This is a genomic window from Shewanella sp. SR44-3 (assembly GCF_014163735.1).
Taxonomy (GTDB): domain Bacteria; phylum Pseudomonadota; class Gammaproteobacteria; order Enterobacterales; family Shewanellaceae; genus Shewanella.
The window spans coordinates 1-22,216 of the sequence record NZ_JACJDV010000054.1 but is presented as its reverse complement, the minus strand read 5'-3'; the positions used below and the strand labels follow the sequence as shown (position 1 = coordinate 22,216).

Below are 22,216 nucleotides of genomic sequence, written 5' to 3'. Positions count from 1 at the left end.
AGTAAACCGAGCCACTGTGCCGCTGTTCTGTATGTTTTCATCACCTGCTCCAAATTTATCATTGAGCAGGTATTTTCAAATAGTCAGATCAATGATGCGAGGTGTGGTTCGCTAGACGGTTACAATCAAGTAATGAAAGTTGTCATGATTGATACTGATACAGGTGAAACATTAATAGACAAACAAGTCACGACACAACGTGATGGATTTATAGACTTTTGGGTTCCAAAAGATAAAAACTTAGCATTCAATATTTATCATAAAGCAAAAGACGGAAGCGAAAGAGTGGCAAGAGAGGTACTGTCTACTTTCAATAATGATAGAACTTGCATTACTACTATGCAACTTATTGAAAGTTAATATTTGAATGCAAAATCAAAAAAGACTGGAGTTATTCCGGTCTTTTTTTATATAAAAAATGGAAATCCTTTTCCATAAAATATCATGCACTAACATGATCCGAGTCTTTGTGGTTTTCTTGGGAGCACCTACAAAGAAGCTCAAGATAATCCCTTATCTGGTTGATGAAACTTTTATTAGTTACGACCAGTGCACGTGGGTTATTTTCCAATGACCATCCGCTTGTTTAATTAACACAAGCGTTTCCATGGTCATTGAGTCAATACTTTTACCTTTATATTCACCTTGGGCGTGACTTATTGACGTTGAAATAGCAATGTCATCTGTAATCGTTACTTGGTGTTCTTTTGGCGTTATGGTTAACCCTTTTAAGTAGGCCATATCTGCAAGCATGTGATGATTGGCATAATCCGTAAGTGAACGTTCTACTTTTCCACCTTCATAAATTTGCACATTGACAGCTAATGACTGCCTGACAATAGCCTCATTGCCCGTTTGTAATGCAACATGAAATTGTTTGACAACATTACCCGCGGCGGAATCAACACCGATAAACGTTTTTTGTTCTATAGGGTGAGTTTCATCACCATGGGCGAAGCTCAATGTGCTTTGTCCTGCTGACATCAGTAATATCCCGGTCGTTATGAGTATTGTTAAAGGGCTATTCTTCATTTTTATCTCTCTGTTAATTTATAGTGATTATCCAAGGCTCATAGGACCTAGCACGCTCGAAAGTACCGCTGTTGTCGCTAATATCAGTACTGCTATTAATGCTTCTAATCCAATCGATTTTTGTAGTTTTTGTTTTGCGAGTAATGGGTTCGCAATCGTTAATTTCGGTACTAAAACCAATTTATGCCATGCTGCTATAAGCAAAATGATAGCCACCAAACAGAGCTTGATGGTGACCGCAATACCATAATCGGAGCTGAATAATTCAGTGGGACTATCAAACAACATCCACACCATTCCCATGCCTGAGAGCAACACAAGAATGACAATCACTATGCCTAAACGACCAAATGTATCCATGACATTTTTTATGACGATGTTGTCATCGGTGCTGCATAATTTCCATAATGGATAAAAAGCGCCTATCCAGCTGCCAATGATCAACACGTGTATCAATATTAAGCCTTGAGCAAGCAATCCCAGCTCAGTGCTATGGCCAATAAAAGTAAACGTGACAGCAATTAACAGACAGCTGAGAATCGCTAATACCGCAGAAAACGTTTTGATATAACGGTTCTTATGTAACAGTAAACCACTAACCACTAGCATTATCCCAAAACCGATTAAGCGCCAAAGCACCGTTTGCCCTACCTGGGTTGGCCAAAGAAAAGCATGCATCTGCGCATCAAATATTCCCATCAAGCCACTTTCAGCAAAAGCCCCTACTTGAGCAAAATAGTTGATACTGACGGCAATCAACCCCAAAACGGCACCTACGAAGGTATATTTTGCAACGTTAATACCAAGGTTCGGTTGACCCTTAATGAGATATTGCATCAATGTGCCGCCAATAACGGCGGCAACACTCAGATAGATAACCCATTTAGATATCAACACCGATATTTCAAATACGGTTAATATCATGTTTACTCATCCACTTATTGATGTGCAGTGTGCTCGCTAGTCTCATGCTCCATTGTCATAGGCGGTGCACTGCGAGTGTTCATGCCAGAGTCGTGAAGCATAAAGCTCATGTTGCCTTTCATCTTATGACCGTCGTCACCCATGATCATCCAGTTAACTGTGTAATTAGCTGCGTTTAATGCTGGTAGAGCGAATGAAAATGCTGCTTGGCTGGTCGCACTTGAAGGTAATGTTAGCGGTACGCTTTGCTGCTTCTCATCTTGCATTGTTAATTTGACCAAACGTACCGGAGCCGTAAAGGTCAGTTCAAGCGTTGTTGGGGCTTGACTTAGCATCGCACCGTTAGCGGGCATAGAACTACCCAGTCCGACATGAGCAAATGCTGAAGCACTCAGGAATAGACTTGTTACGACTAAAACGTTGTTAAATAATTTCATGATATTTCCTTTTATATTGTTTTTAACGATCGAAAAACGGTTTACATAAATGATTAAATATTGGCTTAGCTAACATCTTGGCGCCAAGCTTATAACTCAGTATACGAACGAGGTCTTAGAACCAAGCTCTAAAACCAATAACAAACTGGGTTTCTTGTGTTTCTTCCCCTTCATTTCGGGCGTAATCGGCGGTATTACCGAGCTTCTGACGCCAATCCACACCGATATAGGGTGCGAACTCTCGAACAATCTCGTATCTCAATCGCAGCCCTGCACTGACGTCAGATAAGCCTGAGCCTATTCCAAGTTCAGCATCGTCCTTACCAAATAAATTAACTTCTACTTCAGGTGTGAGTATCAATTTTTGAGTGATTAACAGTTCATATTCCGCACTCACACGCATAGCCGTACGGCCTTGATCACCGATGAATAAGGCCGCATCAATATCAAAAAAATATGGCGCTAACCCTTGAACCCCAATCACAGCCCAATTACGGTTCGGCGTCGGTTTGATATCGGTTTTAATACCGAATTGTACATCCCAGTATGGTGCGATGGGCTTACTGTAAAGAGCCTGAATTTCAAGGTCTTGCTTATCACTATTTGAATATTCACCTTCGGTTTTAAGCCACAACTTATTCAAATCGTAACCTAACCAGGCTTGTGCACTAAACTGGGTGGGATCTTGCGGATCCACGCCTTTTTCAAATTGATCCAGCATGACTTTTGTTAATAGAGGATCATCATTACCGCCGGCAAACACAGCTGAGCTAGCCAATGAGGCGCTCAGACTCAACAGTCCCAATGCCACTAAATTCGTTTTATTCATCTGTATTCCCCTTATTTCACCACGACTTTTCTGAACATGCCTGGCATGTGGAATAACAAGTGGCAATGATATGCCCATTGCCCTTTTGCATCGGCGGTGACTAAGTAACTGATCTTAGAACCCGGCTGAACTAATACCGTGTGCTTACGGGGAATAAAATCAGGGTCGCCTGTCTCTAACTCACTCCACATACCATGCAAATGCATAGGGTGAGTCATCATCGTGTCGTTCACTAAGGTGATCCGCAGTCTTTCTCCGTATTCAAACTCTAATGGCGCGGCGTCCATAAATTTCACCCCATTCACAGACCACATATATCGGTTCATATTGCCGGTTAAATGCAGTTGAATTTCGCGGCTAGGTTGGCGCAAGTCGTAGGTAGGATGTAAGCCTTTAATATCGCCATAAGTTAATACTTTGCGATTAAATTGTTGTTGATGGTCACGCAATCCAATCCCGGGATCGTGTAAACCACTTTTTGGGGCATCGGCACGCATATCCACTTGTGGGCCGAACTCGGTGTCAATGTGTTTAATTTCATTGTTACTGCCAAAGCCTGCAAGCCCTAATCCTGAGACTGTCGCTTTAGCAGTCCCCATGGCCATTTTGCTGTGATCCATGCCTGACATATCACCGTCGCCCATAGCCATCTTGCTGTGATCCATGCCAGGCATATCACCGCCGCCCATAGCCATTTTGCTATGATCCATGCCAGGCATATCACCGCCGCCCATAGCCATCTTGCTGTGGTCCATGCTTGGCATATCACCGCCACCAATGTTCATTTTGCTATGTTCCATGCCTGACATATCACCTGCGCCCATGTCCATTTTGCTATGATCCATACCGCTCATATCCATACCACTCATGTCCATACCACTCATGTCCATGCCCATATCACTGTGGCTAAGGACTGGCCTTGGATCCATTGGTGGAATAAGAGCATGTAAACTGGCATCTGAAGTAAGGTTACCTACCGTAAAGCCGGTGCGGTCAATACTTTGAGCGAAAATACAGTAAGCATTATCAACCTCTGGCTCAATAACCACATCATAGGTTTCAGCAACACCGATTCGAAATTCATCCACAGAAACCGGTTGAATGTTCTGACCATCACTGGCGACAACACTCATCTTTAGGCCCGGTATACGCACATCAAATATGGTCATAGCAGAACTATTTATAAAGCGTAAGCGCACCTTCTCACCTTGTTCAAACAACCCTTGCCAGCCCTGTTGCGGAGGATTGCCATTCATTAAATAGGTGTAAGTTGAACCAGTAACATCAGATATGTCGCTGTCACTCATGCGCGCGTTATTCCACATCGAACGAGCGTTCCACGTATTGGCTAAGCCATTTTTATTCACGTCAGAGAAAAAATCCATTACCGTACGCTCACGGTAATTATAGTAATCGGCTTGTTTCTTTAATTTGGCATAAATGTTTTCAGGGGCTTCGTCAGACCAATCAGACAGCATGATCACATAGTCACGGTCATATATGACCGGATCGGGGGTCGCAGGATCAATCACAATAGCACCGAATAAACCGGTTTGTTCTTGATAGCCTGAATGACTGTGATACCAATATGTGCCACTTTGCTGGACGGTAAATTGATACTCAAATGTTTCACCGGGTTTAATGCCATCAAAGCTAAAGCCAGGCACACCGTCCATTTCGGTGGGTAAAATAATACCGTGCCAGTGAATAGAGCTATCATGGTCGAGGTTATTTTTTACTCTTAAGGTGACTGTTTCACCTTCTTTCCAGCGCAATAACGGCGCGGGCAGCAATTGGTTGACCACAGTGGCTCGAGCAGATTTCCCGGTAAAATTAACCATTTTATAGTCAATTGATAAGTCGAACACTTTGCCAGAAAGCTGGCTCAACGATTGGCTTAATGCATTGGCAAAAGCATTTTTAGGGAAAGGGGTCGACATCAATGCCAACATGGCTGATGCACCAAACACAAACCTGCGTCGGCTGTTGTTGAGTTCACTGTTTGTCGTTTGAGTCATAGGCTTTATCATGTATTGCGATTTCATTGCACAGACTCCTCAAGCGAGTTCACTTGGGCGTATACCTGGCTACTGCCATCATTTTTCAACAGTAAGACTTGGTATGGCATAAATTTATCTTGGTACTCCATACCAGGGCTGCCCACAGGCATAGCGGGTACGGTTAGGCCGATAGCATCTTTAGGGGGGGTGGCTAAAAAACGACTAATGAATTTTGCAGGGATATGCCCTTCAAACACATAACCTTGAGATGACACTGCGGTATGACAAGATTGCATGGAAGCAGGAATACCCTTTGACAGTTTAAACTCATAAAGGTTGTTAATATTGTAGGCATCAACACTGAATCCACGTTCACTAATATGCGCTAGCCATTTCTCACAACAGCCACAATTAGCATCTTTATAAACAGTGAGTAATGGCTCCGTAGAGCCAAGCTCCGCAGCATGGGCAGGTAACATCCCCCCCATAATTTGCAGAATGAAAATAGTACCTATTACACGAAAAAAACGAATAGCATTGCGATATAGAGCAGACATAATATTGCCTCCTAATCAAATTTCGTCGCATTAAACAACGCGGTTTAATGTCAGTTTATTAACCGAAAAAGTTAAAAAATTGAAACTACATGATTGGGTAGGACAGTTAGCAAAAAAAGGGCGTAACTGTGCCTATGTTAGGCAAATATTGGAGGACGGTATAAAGAAGAACGATACTGAGAAATAAGTGCTGAGGTAAGCATTGTTGCAGAACTAACTAAGCTGACATCTGATTTAAGCGTTGGCATTGCCATCGTTAAAGCGACTGATAAACATGAGCCGACAGGACAATGGCACGCTTGGGCGCAGCAACTATCATCCGCACCATCGTTCATATCCATGTTCATATTCATATTAGCGTCATGACATGCTTTGCCATTTTCAGCAGGCATATTTGAAGTCGTCATTGAACTCATTGGCATAGTACCAGGCATAATCACAGACGCAAAAGTTTGACCGACAAACGTCAGTAAAACAAACATCATGATTAAATGGACTCTACGCAAAATATATCTCCAATGATTATAGAATAATATTAGTGAAAAATACTGCATTTAGCAATGAAAATTCATTTGAAAAACATAATTAAATGAAAATAAAAATCAATCTAATATAAAAATAACGATGCAGATACTTTTATCTGCATCATTTTTTAATCAACTCAACACTATCGTTCCTCATGTCTCAATTGAGCACGACGCCATAAAAAGAACACAACAGGAACAATTAATAGTGTCAGTATGATTGCACTGACCATTCCGCCGACCATTGGCGCAGCAATTCGACTCATCACCTCGGAACCTGTTCCAGTACCATAAAGTATAGGTAATAATCCAGCAATGATTGCTGCTGCGGTCATCATTACAGGACGTACACGCATACCTGCACCTTGAATAACGGATTGAATCAACTTTAGTTCATCAAATTTTTCTAGCTGCTGTGAACTATGATCAATCGCTTCTCTATAGGCTTGGTTTAAATAGACAAGCATAATGACGCCAATTTCGACAGCGACACCCGCCAATGCTATAAAACCTACCCCTACAGCAACTGAAAAATTAAAACCTTGTATATACATTAACCAAATACTGCCCACCATTGCAAAAGGCAATGTTCCCACAATAATTCCTACTTCAACAGCATTGCGGAAATTCATGAACAATAAAATAACGATAATAAACAAAGTCAATGGTACTACGTAAGTAAGCTTCGCTTTTGCTCTTTCCATATACTCATATTGACCTGCCCAGGTAATAGAGTAACCGGCAGGTAATACCAATTTATCACTAACAACTTTTTGGGCTATTTCAACATAACTACCGATATCGACATCTTCAATATCGATATAAGCCCAACCATTAAGACGAGCATTTTCACTTTTAATACCTGGTGGTCCATTTTCAATAATAACGTCCGCAACGTCACCCAAAGAAATTCTCAAACCTTGCGGAGTGACGATAGGCAATAAAGCTAATGCTTCAGGAGAATTTCGATAATCCTGAGGATAGCGTAAATTAATTGGATATCGTTCTAAGCCTTCAACTGTTTGTGAAATATTCATACCACCGATCGCTGTAGCCACAACTTGTTGAACATCCGCTATATTTAAACCATACCGAGCAGCATTCTCCCTCTGGATATCAACTTTAATATAACGTCCACCTGCAACCCTCTCAGCGTATACTGAAGCAGTCCCTTTAACATCTTTAAGGATTTCCTCTAATTGTTTACCAATTTTCTCAATTTCCTTGAGGCTAGGACCTGCAATTTTAATCCCTACAGGCGTTTTAATCCCTGTCGCCAACATGTCAATTCGGGTTTTAATTGGCATTACCCATGCGTTCGTCACACCGGGTAACTTTACTAATGAGTCTAATTCTTGTTTTAAACTCTCAGTCGTCAGTCCTTCTCTCCACTCACTTTTGGGCTTAAGCTGAATAAACGTTTCCACCATTGTTAGAGGTGCAGGATCCGTTGCAGAGTCTGCTCGGCCAACCTTGCCAAATACGGTTTTAACCTCGGGTACTGTGTAAATTAACTTATCCATTTGTTGCACTAATTGGCGAGCTTTACCAATAGAAATACCAGGGTAAGTGGTCGGCATATACATTAGATCGCCTTCATCTAATGGAGGCATAAACTCACTACCAATTTTATTTAACGGCCACACACCAATTGCCAACACAAATAACGCAAATAGGAGGGTTATTTTCGGGAAAGCCAATACTTTTTTCAACACTGGCATATATACAGCAGTTAACAATCGATTAACGGGGTTTTTGTGTTCAGGAAGCACTTTTCCCCGAATAAAGTATCCCATTAGCACTGGCACTAAGGTAATAGCTAACGCTGCCGATGCAGCCATTGCGTAAGTTTTAGTAAACGCAAGCGGTGAAAACATCCTTCCCTCCTGTGCTTCGAGGGTAAATACCGGTAAAAAACTAACAGTAATAATCAGTAGACTAAAAAATAATGCAGGGCCAACTTCGCTGGCAGACCGCGCTACAATCTGCCAACGGTTTTCTGCCGTCAATGGCGTTCGTTCCATATGTTTATGCATATTTTCAATCATTACAATGGCGCCATCGACCATAGCACCAATTGCAATAGCAATACCACCTAAAGACATGATATTGGCATTTAACCCCTGCAAGTGCATAATAATAAATGCTGTTAAAATACCAACTGGTAAGCTAACAATCGCAACAAGTGATGATCTTACATGCGCCAAAAATACCATACAGACTAAAGCTACGACTAAAAACTCCTCTAGTAGTTTAAACCCTAAGTTTGATACGGCTCTCTCAATTAAACCGCTGCGATCGTAAACGGTCACAACTTCCACCCCCTCTGGAAGGCCTTTTTTCAGTGTCTCTAATTTAGCTTTCACACCATCAATAGTCTTTTGGGCATTTTCACCAAATCGCATCACAATAATGCCACCGACAGTCTCACCTTCACCATTTAGATCAACGACGCCTCGTCGCATTTGCGGTCCGGTCCCTATATCCGCAACATCTTTTAGCAGTAATGGTGTGCCATTATTGTTCACGCCTAAAGGAATATTGCCGATGTCCTCTTTATTCTCAAGATATCCTGTGGCACGAACCATATATTCAGCTTCAGCGATTTCGACTACAGAGGCACCAATTTCTTGATTACCACGGTTAATCGCCATTTGAATAGCGGCTAAAGGTATACCAAATGCACGCAACTTATCTGGGTCAACCTTAATCTGATACTGTTTGACCATCCCACCTAGAGCACTCACTTCAGAAACACCAGGGACTGTTTGTAATTCATACTTTAAAAACCAGTCCTGTAAGCTGCGTAACTCACTAATATCGTGTTTACCGGTTCTATCAACTAGTGCATATAAATATACCCAGCCCACACCAGTTGCGTCAGGTCCTAATTGAGGCTTTGCATTATCAGGTAACGTTGAAACAACTTGGCTAAGATATTCCAACACACGACTACGAGCCCAATATAAATCGGTTTCTTCATCAAAGATGACATAGACATATGAATCACCAAAAAAAGAGAATCCCCTTACCGTTACTGCACCAGGTACAGACAGCATAGCCGTAGTTAAAGGGTAAGTGACTTGATCTTCAACTACTTGTGGGGCTTGACCTGGATAACTTGTTTTAATAATTACCTGAACATCAGATAAATCAGGCAAAGCATCAATAGGGGTATTTTTAAGTGAAAATAAACCCGCGCCGACGAGAATTGCACTGGCGAGCAAAACAAAAAATCTGTTTGCTACAGACCATCGTATTATTGATTCAATCATGGTTATTCTCCCATCTCCATTCCTGAATGTTCTGTTTGATGTGTTGTATTAGATACATCATCAGTATCTTTGGGATAGTGTATATTTACCACTTTGACCAAGCCGTCTGATGTTTTTTCTAATTCAATATGAAGCACAGCACCAACGGTAAATACAGAGAAATCCACACTGTCATCAACAGTAAAGTCCATGGTCATTTGTGGCCATTCCCATTCATTGACAGCTTGATGGTCCACATTAATCATTCGATGTGCAGCCATTAAACCATTTACTTTTGCCTCTACCCAGGCGGTTTCAGATGTGATGGCTTGAATATTTTCTTGCTCATCTTCTGGTGCTGTCATACGTTTAAGATCAGAAGTTTTATTTGATTCAGAATCCAATAAAAATTGTGCAGACGAGACTACAATATCTCCCTCGTACAGTCCTGACTCTATTTGAATGCTGTCATCATCTAATCGCCCTAACGTTACCGCTACAGATTTATATTTACCTTCACCGAGGGCAAGTACAACTCGATCAGAGTTTCCTGTTCTAATAACAGCCTCCCTTGGTAACAGTAATACGTCCTCTTCACTTCGTGTTTTTATCGACACTTGAGCAAACATATTTGGCTTTAATGCCGCATTGGTATTATCGAAACGCAATCTCACTTTTAGCGTTCTTGTTTTACTGTCTAATGTCGGGTAGACATAATCGACTTTTCCTTGCCAAAATTGGCCTGGCAGGTAATCTAATTTCATTTCAACAGCTTGCCCAACTTTAACCATGTTTGCTTGACGTTCAAAAACTTCAGCTTCAACCCATACTTGTGATAATGATCCAACTGAAAACATTGTCATACCCGGTTTAACAAACGATCCCTCCCTTATATTCAAATTATCAATAACACCACTTTGGTCAGCATAAAATGTAATATTTTGTTTGACTGTTCTATTTTTTCGTAGCGCTTTAATCTCCTCGCTTGGTATTAATAATGCTTTTAACCGAGCTTCAGATGCTGTAATCAAACGTTGATCTTTTCGATTTAATGCTAATAACATTTCTTCTTGTGCATTAACTAAAGCAGGAGAATAAATCGAATATATAGGTTGCCCTTTAATAACCGGATCACCAGAGGCTTTTACATAAAGTTCTTCAATCCATCCTTCTACTCTAGGATTAATATGAATAAGTTGATCTTGATCGTATTGAACGTATCCTACTGTTTTAATGCTAGTTTCCAGTGTCCCAAGCGTTGCTACGGATGTGCGCATACCAAGTTTATTAATCACAGCAGGTGATATTTTAATGGCACCAGGTCCAAAATCTGTCGAATCGGTGCCATCTTCGTATACAGGTATAAGATCCATACCCATTGGTGATTTCCCAGGTTTATCACTACGATAATTAGGATTCATAGGTGCGACCCAATATGAAGGCTTAGCTTTTGCACTGTCCTCTGAAGTTATCTGATTCTGCGGTGTATATAGGATTGATGCACTAATACCAGTAAGAATACCGATAACTAATATGCTGATCATTTTCAAATTGCTGTTCATTTTACTTCTCCATCAACATAAGATTTATGTGAGATGCTAACTGGGCCCACTTTAGGGGTAAAAAAATAGTTCAATTGAACTTTAACTTTCTGTAAATCAACGTTAATGGCCAAAGCATCTAATTGAGTATTTAATTGAGCAATGAGGGAACGTACGACTTCAGCGAAATCACCCTTATCATTTGTGTAAGCCGTTAGCGACGCATCAGCTTGATCTTGCATTTGAGGTAATAAAAAATCGTTATAGAGTGTCTGACGTTGTTCCAATTTAAGAAGTTGCGCTTTCGCAGTACCGTATGACGCCATCATGTTTCGAAGCAGTAACCACTTTTCCGTTTTAATTGACTCCGATTGATAAATAGCGGCTTGAACTTGCTTGTCTTGTTTTGACGAAGTAAATATTGGTAAATCAAAACTCACACCAATTGATAGCAAATCATCGCGAGAATTACCCATAGGATCATTGCCTCGATAACTGTATCCAGCATTTACACCCCATTCTGGCTTATACAATTGCTTTTTTAACTCGACACCTTTTCGGCTTGACTCAATTCTTTGCTCCAATGCTGAAATGAGTGGATGAACAGAGAACGCTTCATACAGAGACTGTTGGTAATGTGGGCTTTTTTCCTCATCGAAATAAAGATTAGGATTCGTTAGTTTAATTTGAGGAAGTATATTAGGGACGATAAACGTCGAAAATAACAGCTCATAATCTTGTTCATGACCTATTCGATATTCATCAACAAATGCCTTACCAACCCATTCAGATAATTTCTGTTTAAACATATCTTCTTGCTGGGCCAAAACGGTCAGCTTATCTTCAAGACGGGTCACCTCTAACTGAGCACGAATAATATCCTGCTGATTAGATTTAACTAAAGCAGATGAATACCCTGCTTTAACAACATCTGATAGTTGTTCAAATAAGTTCCGATTGCGCTCAATCAGTGCAATGCTCTCTTGCGCTTTATATACATCAAACCAAATTTGAGCTGTGGTGACACTTAACTTTGCTCGTCTATCTTGTCTTAAAAAAGGATATTGCTCAGCCATTAACTCAAGTTGTTGTTTGCGTAAACTTAAGCTATCACCACGGGGAAACATTTGAGTGACATCAACTTTCATTTGAGTCATTGCTTCTTGTCCAAAATCAAAAGTGTTTATGGACAAATTAGCTAAACCAACACTGATTTTTGGATCTGGTAAGGTTCCTGCCGCGATACTCTCAGATTTAATAGCATCTTGTTGAAATTGATTGCTGACTAACCAGGGATCGTTTGATTGAGAGAGATAAACGGCTTCTTCCAGTGTTAATGTCTGTACTGGTTCAGCAGCATACACAGCAACACTGAGACTAGTAGAGAACATCACTACCATTAAAATATATTGAGTGTAAATTTCACCCAATCTCTTGTAAATTAAAGACATATAGCCTCCAAATTAATCACCAATGCTCGTATTGAATCCGAACAACGGTAATATCTTGTTAATTTATTTTAAAAAAGATAAATGAACAGGAAGACGATCAAAAATTGATCAGGTCTTTCCTATTTAACAAAAAATATTGGAGGACGATATAAAGAAGAGTTATATTGCGGAGTCGTATTTTGAGTCAAACCAGGTATAAAACTACTCAAACTTGAGATGGTTATTGATTGGACAATTATCATTTCAAGGGCAATTGAAAAACAAGTACCTATCGGACAATCACATTGATTATCACAACAATCAGTAATGTCCGCGGTAGATGTTTTAACGGCATCAGCATCTGATGTTAATTGGTGATGGCAAGCGTTAGCCGCAGCGGTATTCACTGGATTTGATTTACTTAACATTGAATTCATATCAGAGGGGCATGGCAAAATCACAGACGCGAAAGCTTGACTGACAAATGTCATCAAGATAAGCATCACTGTGATAATTCGCATACGACTCAAGATAAAACTCCAATATAATTAGTGCTATTAATGTTAACTCAACTTGACTAAATCATCATAGTTAACTGTAGTGTTTTTTTACTTTTAACTACTGATACTTGACATAGATCACACTTCGAAAGCTCTTACTAAAAGATAGTCTGTATCGATAAAAATTAACATCTAATTGTCTTAACTTATCTTGGATCCTGGTGGGGGTTTGTGGCAACTATGTGGTTGATGATTTGCATTATCTTTGATGTTTTGATCCACAAATTGGTAGTAACTTTCCTTCACATGAGTCCACCAATCGTTATGAATATTAGCACCATGCTTTCTGATAACCGCTTCAATACCTTCTAAATTGATATGGCTGGCATCATAGGTTAGATAAATAGATCCCGATTTGTCATTATAAATCACTTCTTCTATGCCAAACAGTTTGTCTATCTCAGTCTTTAATGCTTCTAAATTTTGATTATCTACTCCAGTTAATCTTAGGTTTCTGACAACTAAAGTGGCTTCTTTAACGCCCGGTCTATGTTCAAAATCACTCATAATGTCTCTCTTAATCATTAACTCATCATTTTTCTGATGATTTAGGTAAAAAGTAATTAACAAAAAATGGCCAATTTTCTAACCTAGACCGTAAACAGCTTAGGTTAGAATTAAGATATTGATTGCAAAGTTCAAAAAGGCTCATTTTAATACTGCTATTATCTTCATCATTGATACCAACATATTGAAAAATACGCATGGATATCTAGTGTTTACTCAACAATCAATACACCTTTATACATTTGCATCTGACAATGAAATGGATACTCCCCCTTTTCCAGAGCCGGTAATGATATCGTCGTGGGCTTATCCAGCGCTAAATCCTGGCTAATCTCCAAGTCGGGTAGCAGGACTGTGGCTGAACATCCGGATTTATCTTGGCGTAAAAAAGTTATCTCTGTTGGTGTATTAGTCGAAATTTTAATTCGTGCAGGCGTATACACACCGTCTTTAACCAGTATCAATGTACTAGCGTCAACACTAGAATCCTTTGTCGGTTTATATAGCCAAAACCACCAAATGATAAAACCGATTAATGCGATACACAGTAAATTAATTAACATATTGAAGCTCCTAGTGTTCTTTGGCTTTAAACAAACGTAAACGGTTAGCGTTACTCACTACGGTAAGTGATGAAAAGGCCATCGCAGCCCCGGCAATCACTGGATTTAGCAAAATACCAAAAACAGGGAAAAGCACACCTGCTGCTAAGGGAATACCCGCGACGTTGTAAATAAACGCGCCAAACAAGTTTTGTTTAATGTTGCGCAGCGTTGCTTTACTAATGGCTATCGCATCGGCTAAGCCATGAAGTGATCCGCGCATTAAGGTAATATCAGCGCTTTCTATCGCCACATCAGTGCCTGTTCCAATAGCAAAGCCAACATCGGCTAACGCTAATGCGGGGGCGTCATTAATCCCATCGCCGGTCATACCAACCACTTCATTTTGTTGCTGAAGTTCAGCCACTTTATTGGCCTTATCTTCTGGCATGACTTCTGCGAAAAAATCATCAATACCGACTTTTTTAGCCACTGCGGCGGCGGTCGCTTTATTGTCCCCGGTTAACATTATCACTTTGATGCCACTGCGTTTCAGTCTCGCAATCGCTTCGATTGAATCAGGCTTTATCGGATCTGATACCGCAATAATGGCCAGTAATTGCCCTGCAAGAGCTAAATACATTGGTGTTTTAGCATTTTCAGCTAACACTTGGGCCTTAGCTTCATTGAATCCAATATCAATATTTTTGTCTTGCATTAATTTTAGATTACCAAATAATAATATCTGGCCATCCACTTCAGCTTCTACACCTTTACCGGAAATGGCATTAAAGTTTTCAGTTTTAGTGACTTCAATGCCTCTAGCATTCGCACTTTCAACAATGGCTTGCGCTAATGGGTGTTCTGAGTGACTTTCAATCCCAGCAGACAAGGCGAGTACCTGCTCTTCACTGTCTGCATTGGCGAGAATAATATCGGTAACCTGGGGTTTACCTTCAGTAATAGTGCCAGTTTTATCTAAAATCATTGCGGTAATTTTAGAGGCTGTTTGCAATGCTTCACCGTTACGAATGAGCACGCCAGATTCAGCCGCCTTACCAACGCCCACCATGACCGACATTGGCGTGGCTAATCCTAGTGCGCAAGGACAAGCGATAATTAACACCGTTGTTGCGGACACGATAGCAAATACGGTCGATGGCTCTGGTCCAAAGTTAAACCACACCATGGCACTGACGATAGCAATGATCATAATCGCTGGCACAAAGTAAGCAGATATAGCGTCAGCCATGCGGCCGATGGGTGGCTTAGAGTTTTGTGCTCGTTTCACCATATTGATGATTTGCGCCAGTGCTGTATCTTTACCGACTCGAGTGGCTTTAAATATGATTGAGCCTGATTTATTCAAGGTGCCAGTGACCACATCGTCACCGATCACTTTTTCAACAGGCATTGGCTCACCAGTCAACATTGATTCATCAATGGTGCTGTTACCTTCAATAACCACCCCATCAACTGGGATTTTTTCGCCAGGGCGAACTTTAACGTGATCATTAAGTAATACATGAGCAATATCGATGCCGAGGTCTTTTCCATCACGGATAACCCGAGCAGTTTTAGCTTGCAAACCAATGAGACGCTTAATCGCTTCAGAGGTTTTACCGCGCGCTTTAACTTCTAGTGCTAAACCAAGATTAATTAAACCAATAATCATTGCGGTCGCTTCAAAGTAAACATGCCTTGCCATCTCGGGAAATAATTGTGGAAATGCAACTATCAACATAGAGTAAACCCAAGCAGTACCGGTACCTAAGGCAATGAGGGTATCCATATTGGCGTTATGGTTTAAAAATGATTTCCATGCACCGATATAAAAATGCCTACCTGATATCAGCATAATCGCAAGAGTCACCACACCAACCAGTCCCCACACCACTTGTTCTAATAGGGTTGATACCGTCATTTCGCCAATAAACAGTCCATAAATCATCAACGGAATACCGACGGACAGAGCGATAATGGTATGGCGTAATAAACTTTTATAATGTTGCAAATCAGCCTGTTCTTTCTCGTTCATGACATCTTCTGCCGACTCCGCCTTTATTTGAGAGGCATTGTAACCAGCGCTTTCGACCGCTTTTATAATCAACTCGGCAGATGCTTTACCGTTAACTAATACCGTTCTGTCCGCAAAATTCATCTCGGCCGAATCAACGCCTTCTACGTTGTTAATCGCTTTTTCAATTTTGCCAACACAACTCGCGCAGCCTGCGCCGAGAATATTGAGTTGTATGGGTGAGTGTGTAGTGTGATCCATTACTTAACCTCCGTTGAAGTTTCATTAACACAATGGGGAACATCTAATTCCTCTGAAACTATATCCTCTTGATTTGTATTTTCTATTAAATGGCAAATCATGTTTCCTGTAGGTATGTTGTCAGGCATTTGAGACCAATCTTGTATCGCCTTAGAAAGCTTACTTCTTAATTTCACCATTTCGTTGAACTGTTGCTCTGTTTCAAGCAGCTTTACTTTAATTAATTCGCGTACAAGTTGACATGCACTATCCCCAAGATCAGTCTTAGAAAAAATAACTTTAATATCTTCGACAGAAAAGCCTAAATTTCGAGCACTCAAAATAAATTGCATCCTCACCATATCTTTATGGTTGAATGTTTTATAACCATTATTGGGAGATTTGCTTGGATTGAGTAATCCAATTCGAGTATAAAAACGCACAGTATCAGCGGATACACCCAATTTATTAGCGAGTTGAGTCACTTTCATACGACCTCCAAACCAACGTAAGTAACTACGATAGTTCTACTATAACTCTGTGTGTTACACACAGCTCAAGAAGTATATTAGATATAAATAGGGCGCTATGATAGCGCCCTATTTATCCAATTAATGTTTCATCATTTTGCTGTGTTGTTTCATAATGATAGACATTAATTCTTCATGGTTAACCAGCTTCACTGATTCACCTTTTAAGCTAACAGAATCTATTGTGATCAGAGGGGCGTCGATAAATTTACGAGCAGATTTTGTAGTAAAAATATCCTTAGCTCTAACCTGAATATCTTCGTTTTTAGTTAAATTCAAACTCCAATATAATGCATCAGATTTTACAAAATTAGTATCATCTGCTCCCGTTGAAAAAACGTCAAAAAACTGAAGTTCAAGTAAATGTTGACCTGGCTCAATTTCAATCTGCCCCTTATTAGTCACAGACTGACCATCAACTGAAGTAAAAATAAGATAATCAGGTAATGTAATAGTAGCAGCCATTGAAGCTGTACTAGCTAAAGATAAAAGTGTAATTGCGATAAATTTTTTCATGATAAACTCCAGATGCTTTATGATGCTCATAAGTAAACGAGCAATGAAAATCTTTATAAATTAATAGTAAGTGATTAATTAAAATAAAGAATTAAGCAATTGGAGGGGGATTTTGACTTCCAAGCGAAGCCGGAGTTGATATCCATAAAGTCGAGTCAACTTTAGAACTTGTGAATGGATTGTTAATTAAATTTGAGCCCGATAACAAAACAAATGCATTAGCGACTACATGGCAATGGCTAATACAGTGACTTGAATCTTCGGCACAACAGTTATAGTTATCGTCATCACAATCATTGTCCATCATAACTGAATGTGACATAGAGTTAGATTGCATACTTGATTCAGATATATCGCTAGACATAGCATTACTTGGCACTAATAACTGTGTTATTAATGTCAATATAACTGCTAAATTTAGCAAAATCTTAATCATGCTATTATACTCAATTTAATCATATGGACTACGTTAGCAAATTTTAGAATCAAATTCCATGATGTAAGTCACAATCCTAGGTCTATTAAGATATTCAACTTACAATTATTAAACTATTCAATGAATCCTTACCCTGACATAACACTGGGGAGATGCAGACCTGGGCGGGATATGTGCTCTGTACTATGTAGATATGCCCAAGGGATATTGCAGAGAGCACAGGACTCAGGGCCACCGCATGAGTATTTTATTTGTAACCGAGCTACTAAATCCAGTCTTTAATACTACTTTAAGCATCGATGGATTCATCATGCATCGCTTTTGTTTTCTAACAATGCTTATCTTCGTCGGCTCTGCTCCTAACATATTCAAGCTCATATGATGCAGGCATGATAGATTTTCCGCCCCGTGAGCATTGTATATCAGACATACATCCTCACTCATACTGACATCAAGCACCCAGCGCATCGATTCTATGCCCTAATGTTCTCGAACGACTATCGCTGCTTGTTCGGCAATTAACGCCTCAGAACTAATATAATAACGATACTCCAGCTCGATTGGTTTTCCTTTCTCAAGGCGACAACTTTCAACCATAACGTTTGTTTAACCTTTTCCACTTTGAAAAGTCACCGACTAAGTTTTTACTATCAATAACATAGCGCTGGCGACATTCAGTTCACCCATGACCGTGCTCAATTGCGGATTTGTCCGTATTGTTGGTTTACTTGAAACTGTTTGCTGGAACGGTATATGTACAGGCTCTGTACAAAGTTTTAAGTAAATGCAGCATTTTTAAAAAAAATACTCACATACAAGATCTTAACGTATCATCATTCCGTTTCAAAAACTTGATTTTGTTACTTTATCAAAATAAATACTGTCCATTAATCTGAGCTGAAGTAAGTGCAACAGTTTCTCTTATAGAGATTTCTGGTATATCGAGCTTGAGTAAGCCAACTTAATCACATCATACCGGATTGCAGCTAACGATCATCATTAGCTAGCTCATTATTGAAGAATATTACAGTGACTGGAACAAATTTTTATTATTACTTTATTCACGTAAGTTAACTTAAACACGAAGCAATCTTTTAGCAGTGAAGGACTACTGATTACACATTAAAATTCATGTTATTAATAAACGCTCCAATATAATACATGTTGTTATTGGACCATATGTATTGTAGAAGTCCTTAAAATCAATACTCATAGCATATATGTACATAAATAACTCCTCCTAAATGAAGTTATAATGGCCATAGCTAACCATCGATAACTAGCTCCTCGCTGAATTTATCCAAAGTGATAATAGAGGTTGTTTGTAACGAAATACATTATTGTCTAAAAGTGAGTTTGATGTGCTCAAACTTTATTACGGCTTAAACTATATCTAAAATGATATAGCTAAAAAAATTTCACTGAAAATTTTTTATTTAGTAAATTTTTCAAGATTTTGATCATGAAAATATTGTGAGATGACCGATAACAAATCGGTCATTTGAATTTAAGGTAGTGTTTTTACGCGCTCTAAAAGACAAACCCAAAACAGATTAAATTTTTTAGCTCATCATTAAAATATGGATTGAGTTAGTAGTGCCCTAAGTGGATTTTTTTGTAAGCATCACAGCCATTTTGATTGCCATTATCACAAGCTTTTCCAAACCATTCTTTGGCAATATTGTTATTTTGCCTTACACCGCTGCCATTAAAGTACAGAGTTCCGAGGTTGTACTGCGCACGAGAATGCCCTTGAGCCGCCGCCTTTTCATACCAGAGCCTGGTCTGGCCGTAGTCTTGCTTTACTCCTTCGCCGCTACTGTACATAAGGCCGATGTTGTGCTGCGCATCGGCATGCCCTTGAGTCGCCGCCTTTTCATACCAGAGTCTGGCCTGACCGTAGTCTTGCCTTACCCCTTCGCCACTATCATAAAGAACCCCGAGGCCGTACTGCGCATCAGCATGCCCCTGGTCCGCAGCTTTTTCAAACCAGAGCCTAGCCTGACTGTAGTCTTGTTTTACCCCATAGCCATTATAATACATAACTCCGAGGTCGTACTGCGCATCGGTATGCCCCTGATCCGCTGCCTTTTCATACCAGAGCCTGGTCTGACTGTAGTCTTGCTTTACTCCGTTGCCACTAAAATACAGAGCTCCGAGGCCGTACTGCGCATCAGCATGCCCCTGGTTAGCCGCCTTTTCATACCAGAGCCTGGCCTTATCATAGTCTTGTCTTACCCCTTCACCAACATTGTAAATAAGTCCAAGAGTGTACTGCGCATCAGCATGCCCCTGGTTAGCCGCCTTTTCATACCAGAGCCTGGCCTTGTCATAGTCTTGTCTTACCCCTTCACCAACATTGTAAATAAGTCCAAGAGTGTGCTGCGCATCAGCATGCCCCTGATCCGCTGCTTTTTCAAACCAGAGCCTGGCCTGATTGTCGTCTCGCTTTACTCCGTTGCCACTAAAGTACATACGTCCGAAGTTATACTGCGCAGTTGCATTTCCTTGTTCAGCATAATTTTTTGTAACGTTAAACTCCTCGATAGATTGAGTAGCGATAGCTGCGTTACTCAATAGCAGGGCTACAGTAAATATCACCGTTATTAAATATTTCATTTGTTTCTCTTTTGAATATCAAGGTTCAATTGTGGTTATAGTGAGCAGGCGCTAATGACGTTAAGTTATGTTGGTATTATAAGTCTCCATACTTCGTTACTCTAAAACTCCCAAAACGAGTTGCAAATCAATTTATGATAGACCTATTTAATGCCGCAACCTTCTAAAATATAGTTGTTTTTGCCCAATAATGACAAGCTATATTTAATCTATGAAGAGCGACTACATACACCATCTTTATCTGCTGAATGTTTTCAGTGAAAACTTGTCTGGCTCAGTCAGGTAAAATTCACGGTAAAAGTTTTCAGTGAAAACTTATCTGGCTCAATCGAGCAAAATCCAAGGGAACAAAGTTTTCAGTGAAAACTTTTTGATTTTGTAACTTTTTCAAATGGTTTGTTGGTGAAAACGCTAGGTTAAGCCGGTATTTTGCCTGAAATCGAAATGACCTCTCGTTGAACATTTATTATTCAATTTTTGTTTTAAATTTTCACTGAAAACTACGGTGTTTTTGACGTGCATCGCTGCTTAAAAGCGCGCGTTCGTGGGCTGGATGAGTTGAAATGCTCGTTTTGAGGGACTAACTGGCCTATTTAACATAACTGCCAAGAAACAATCCCAAGCTAAAGCGAAGACGCTTGGTCAAAATCCACTGAATAAAGATATAGAATTTAAACTAGTTGAATGGTGTCCCTTGAGGTGTGGTTTTGATGCAGAACATGCACGTAGTATCCTACTCCTTGGCGCGATGCTCATAATCTTAGAAGTATCCTAAAGGGGCATATTTCAGGACAAACGAATAGTTGCTATGTAGGACTTCGGTTCACTTAGAGATCACTTCAATGCCTTTGAAGAGCATCAGCAAGACAAACAGGTACTCAAAATATTTGAAGGTAGAGTTATTCACATGAATCTAGCAAATCTAATCCCGAATTTGAGTAGCTGAAACTCGTTTTGGGGCAGAAATGTGTTAGTCCTCAACCGGCTTCCTCACCAAAATAGCCAAAAATATCAAACTATATTATAAATGATCAAACACTATTAAGAATTATCAAACTTTAATATAAACGCACAGTTGTGAAGGGTTTGTCGGGCGCTGAGCTAGAGCACCAAGCTAAATATGATGCCAACGTTCAAATAATTACAGATATTACAGGATTAAGTAAGACACAATGGGAGTCACTTTCAAAACAAGAACAAAAGGACATATTAAATTCTCCCGATTTCATCAAGCAACAAATGGAGTTCTTGGGAAAATTACCTAAACAATGAGTTTGGATGATTTATTAGTTGAGCATCCAAGTTCAAGGTAGTGTTCATAATTCTGTGTCATTTCAGTAAACTGTACAAAAACAGGAATGGCACATGACTCAACCTTTTAACTTTGAACAAGCCCTTAAAGATCTTCAAGCGGGTAAAAACCTCACTGGCAAAGACAGTATTCTTGGTCCCTTGATTAAACAACTTACCGAAGCGGCCCTTCAAGCCGAACTTGAACAGCACTTGGCTCATGATGAGCAACCTAACCGCAAGAATGGTAAGACGGCTAAAACGATTAAGCATCCCTCAGGCAGCTTTGAGCTAGACACGCCTCGTGATAGAAATGGCTCCTTTGAACCTCAGCTCATCAAGAAGAACCAAACCACGCTCACCGATGAAATTGACCGCAAAGTGCTGTCAATGTTCAGCATGGGCATGAGCTACCGTGACATCAATCAGCA

General features: G+C 40.0%; 19 protein-coding genes and 1 pseudogene. 2 read left to right on the top strand and 18 right to left on the bottom strand.

Going from position 1 to position 22,216, the window contains the following annotated elements:
• On the top strand, nucleotides 1-360 hold a 360-nt coding region (locus H5073_RS16965; protein ID WP_182680753.1), incomplete at its 5' end, for a CueP family metal-binding protein.
• A 180-nt stretch (nucleotides 361-540) separates the two neighbouring features.
• Here the strand turns inward: H5073_RS16965 and H5073_RS16960 are convergent.
• The 18 genes and pseudogenes from H5073_RS16960 to H5073_RS16880 all read right to left on the bottom strand — a co-directional run bounded on the left by H5073_RS16960 (nucleotide 541) and on the right by H5073_RS16880 (nucleotide 20,495).
• On the bottom strand, nucleotides 541-984 hold the full coding sequence (locus H5073_RS16960; protein ID WP_182680752.1) for a nuclear transport factor 2 family protein: 444 nt from the start codon (nucleotides 982-984) through the stop codon (nucleotides 541-543).
• A gap of 75 nt (nucleotides 985-1,059) precedes the next feature.
• Nucleotides 1,060-1,956 carry a copper resistance D family protein gene (locus H5073_RS16955; RefSeq protein WP_182680751.1) on the bottom strand — a complete coding sequence of 299 codons (897 nt, stop codon included), beginning with the start codon at nucleotides 1,954-1,956 and terminating at the stop codon, nucleotides 1,060-1,062.
• 14 nt (nucleotides 1,957-1,970) lie between these two features.
• Nucleotides 1,971-2,393: a copper resistance CopC family protein gene (locus H5073_RS16950; protein WP_182680750.1), complete on the bottom strand. Its 423-nt coding sequence runs from the start codon at nucleotides 2,391-2,393 to the stop codon at nucleotides 1,971-1,973.
• 115 nt (nucleotides 2,394-2,508) lie between these two features.
• On the bottom strand, nucleotides 2,509-3,222 hold the full coding sequence (locus H5073_RS16945; RefSeq protein ID WP_182680749.1) for a copper resistance protein B: 714 nt from the start codon (nucleotides 3,220-3,222) through the stop codon (nucleotides 2,509-2,511).
• A gap of 11 nt (nucleotides 3,223-3,233) precedes the next feature.
• Nucleotides 3,234-5,267, bottom strand: a complete 2,034-nt coding sequence (locus H5073_RS16940; RefSeq protein WP_182680748.1) for a copper resistance system multicopper oxidase — start codon at nucleotides 5,265-5,267, stop codon at nucleotides 3,234-3,236.
• Complete coding sequence (locus H5073_RS16935) at nucleotides 5,264-5,779, bottom strand: DUF411 domain-containing protein (RefSeq protein WP_182680747.1); 516 nt, start codon at nucleotides 5,777-5,779, stop codon at nucleotides 5,264-5,266. Before H5073_RS16935 ends, H5073_RS16940 begins: the two co-directional genes overlap by 4 nt.
• A gap of 137 nt (nucleotides 5,780-5,916) precedes the next feature.
• Nucleotides 5,917-6,264, bottom strand: a complete 348-nt coding sequence (locus H5073_RS16930) for a hypothetical protein (RefSeq protein ID WP_259394939.1) — start codon at nucleotides 6,262-6,264, stop codon at nucleotides 5,917-5,919.
• 182 nt (nucleotides 6,265-6,446) lie between these two features.
• Nucleotides 6,447-9,578, bottom strand: coding sequence for an efflux RND transporter permease subunit (locus tag H5073_RS16925; protein ID WP_182680745.1), 3,132 nt, complete (start codon nucleotides 9,576-9,578; stop codon nucleotides 6,447-6,449).
• Nucleotides 9,579-9,580: 2 nt separating this feature from the next.
• Complete coding sequence (locus H5073_RS16920) at nucleotides 9,581-11,119, bottom strand: efflux RND transporter periplasmic adaptor subunit (protein ID WP_182680744.1); 1,539 nt, start codon at nucleotides 11,117-11,119, stop codon at nucleotides 9,581-9,583.
• Nucleotides 11,116-12,549 carry a TolC family protein gene (locus H5073_RS16915; RefSeq protein ID WP_259394938.1) on the bottom strand — a complete coding sequence of 478 codons (1,434 nt, stop codon included), beginning with the start codon at nucleotides 12,547-12,549 and terminating at the stop codon, nucleotides 11,116-11,118. The genes H5073_RS16920 and H5073_RS16915 overlap by 4 nt, the downstream gene beginning before the upstream one ends.
• Nucleotides 12,550-12,668: 119 nt before the next feature.
• Entirely contained in the window at nucleotides 12,669-13,058 is a 390-nt protein-coding gene (locus H5073_RS16910; protein WP_182680743.1) for a hypothetical protein, read from the bottom strand.
• A 171-nt stretch (nucleotides 13,059-13,229) separates the two neighbouring features.
• Nucleotides 13,230-13,595: a cation transporter gene (locus H5073_RS16905; protein WP_123884662.1), complete on the bottom strand. Its 366-nt coding sequence runs from the start codon at nucleotides 13,593-13,595 to the stop codon at nucleotides 13,230-13,232.
• Nucleotides 13,596-13,807: 212 nt separating this feature from the next.
• Nucleotides 13,808-14,158: a cupredoxin domain-containing protein gene (locus tag H5073_RS16900; RefSeq protein ID WP_182680742.1), complete on the bottom strand. Its 351-nt coding sequence runs from the start codon at nucleotides 14,156-14,158 to the stop codon at nucleotides 13,808-13,810.
• Nucleotides 14,159-14,168: 10 nt separating this feature from the next.
• Entirely contained in the window at nucleotides 14,169-16,415 is a 2,247-nt protein-coding gene (locus H5073_RS16895; protein ID WP_182680741.1) for a heavy metal translocating P-type ATPase, read from the bottom strand.
• Nucleotides 16,415-16,885, bottom strand: a complete 471-nt coding sequence (locus H5073_RS16890) for a MerR family transcriptional regulator (protein ID WP_037425976.1) — start codon at nucleotides 16,883-16,885, stop codon at nucleotides 16,415-16,417. Before H5073_RS16890 ends, H5073_RS16895 begins: the two co-directional genes overlap by 1 nt.
• A 120-nt stretch (nucleotides 16,886-17,005) precedes the next feature.
• A complete protein-coding gene (locus tag H5073_RS16885) occupies nucleotides 17,006-17,440 on the bottom strand; it encodes a DUF2057 family protein (RefSeq protein WP_182680740.1) in 435 nt (144 codons plus the stop codon).
• Between the two features lie 661 nt (nucleotides 17,441-18,101).
• A pseudogene (locus tag H5073_RS18425) lies at nucleotides 18,102-18,573 on the bottom strand (ISAs1 family transposase); the annotation flags it as partial.
• A gap of 893 nt (nucleotides 18,574-19,466) precedes the next feature.
• The gene (locus H5073_RS16880) at nucleotides 19,467-20,495 is read right to left on the bottom strand and encodes a tetratricopeptide repeat protein (protein WP_182680739.1); all 1,029 of its coding nucleotides are present in this window, start codon (nucleotides 20,493-20,495) and stop codon (nucleotides 19,467-19,469) included.
• Between the two features lie 1,365 nt (nucleotides 20,496-21,860).
• On the opposite strand from H5073_RS16880, the gene H5073_RS16875 reads away from it, so the two are divergent.
• The coding region (locus H5073_RS16875; protein WP_182680738.1) for a transposase at nucleotides 21,861-22,216 on the top strand (356 nt) is incomplete at its 3' end.

What these genes read in the sequence shown, in the direction of transcription:
- H5073_RS16880 (WP_182680739.1), bottom strand. Translation starts at nt 20,495, where the DNA reads ATGAAATATTTAATAACGGTGATATTTACTGTAGCCCTGCTATTGAGT.
- H5073_RS16925 (WP_182680745.1), bottom strand. Translation starts at nt 9,578, where the DNA reads ATGATTGAATCAATAATACGATGGTCTGTAGCAAACAGATTTTTTGTT.
- H5073_RS16930 (WP_259394939.1), bottom strand. Translation starts at nt 6,264, where the DNA reads ATGATGTTTGTTTTACTGACGTTTGTCGGTCAAACTTTTGCGTCTGTG.
- H5073_RS16955 (WP_182680751.1), bottom strand. Translation starts at nt 1,956, where the DNA reads ATGATATTAACCGTATTTGAAATATCGGTGTTGATATCTAAATGGGTT.
- H5073_RS16945 (WP_182680749.1), bottom strand. Translation starts at nt 3,222, where the DNA reads ATGAATAAAACGAATTTAGTGGCATTGGGACTGTTGAGTCTGAGCGCC.
- H5073_RS16895 (WP_182680741.1), bottom strand. Translation starts at nt 16,415, where the DNA reads ATGGATCACACTACACACTCACCCATACAACTCAATATTCTCGGCGCA.
- H5073_RS16950 (WP_182680750.1), bottom strand. Translation starts at nt 2,393, where the DNA reads ATGAAATTATTTAACAACGTTTTAGTCGTAACAAGTCTATTCCTGAGT.
- H5073_RS16890 (WP_037425976.1), bottom strand. Translation starts at nt 16,885, where the DNA reads ATGAAAGTGACTCAACTCGCTAATAAATTGGGTGTATCCGCTGATACT.
- H5073_RS16920 (WP_182680744.1), bottom strand. Translation starts at nt 11,119, where the DNA reads ATGAACAGCAATTTGAAAATGATCAGCATATTAGTTATCGGTATTCTT.
- H5073_RS16885 (WP_182680740.1), bottom strand. Translation starts at nt 17,440, where the DNA reads ATGAAAAAATTTATCGCAATTACACTTTTATCTTTAGCTAGTACAGCT.
- H5073_RS16960 (WP_182680752.1), bottom strand. Translation starts at nt 984, where the DNA reads ATGTCAGCAGGACAAAGCACATTGAGCTTCGCCCATGGTGATGAAACT.
- H5073_RS16940 (WP_182680748.1), bottom strand. Translation starts at nt 5,267, where the DNA reads ATGAAATCGCAATACATGATAAAGCCTATGACTCAAACGACAAACAGT.
- H5073_RS16935 (WP_182680747.1), bottom strand. Translation starts at nt 5,779, where the DNA reads ATGTCTGCTCTATATCGCAATGCTATTCGTTTTTTTCGTGTAATAGGT.
- H5073_RS16905 (WP_123884662.1), bottom strand. Translation starts at nt 13,595, where the DNA reads ATGAGTGATTTTGAACATAGACCGGGCGTTAAAGAAGCCACTTTAGTT.
- H5073_RS16915 (WP_259394938.1), bottom strand. Translation starts at nt 12,549, where the DNA reads ATGTCTTTAATTTACAAGAGATTGGGTGAAATTTACACTCAATATATT.
- H5073_RS16900 (WP_182680742.1), bottom strand. Translation starts at nt 14,158, where the DNA reads ATGTTAATTAATTTACTGTGTATCGCATTAATCGGTTTTATCATTTGG.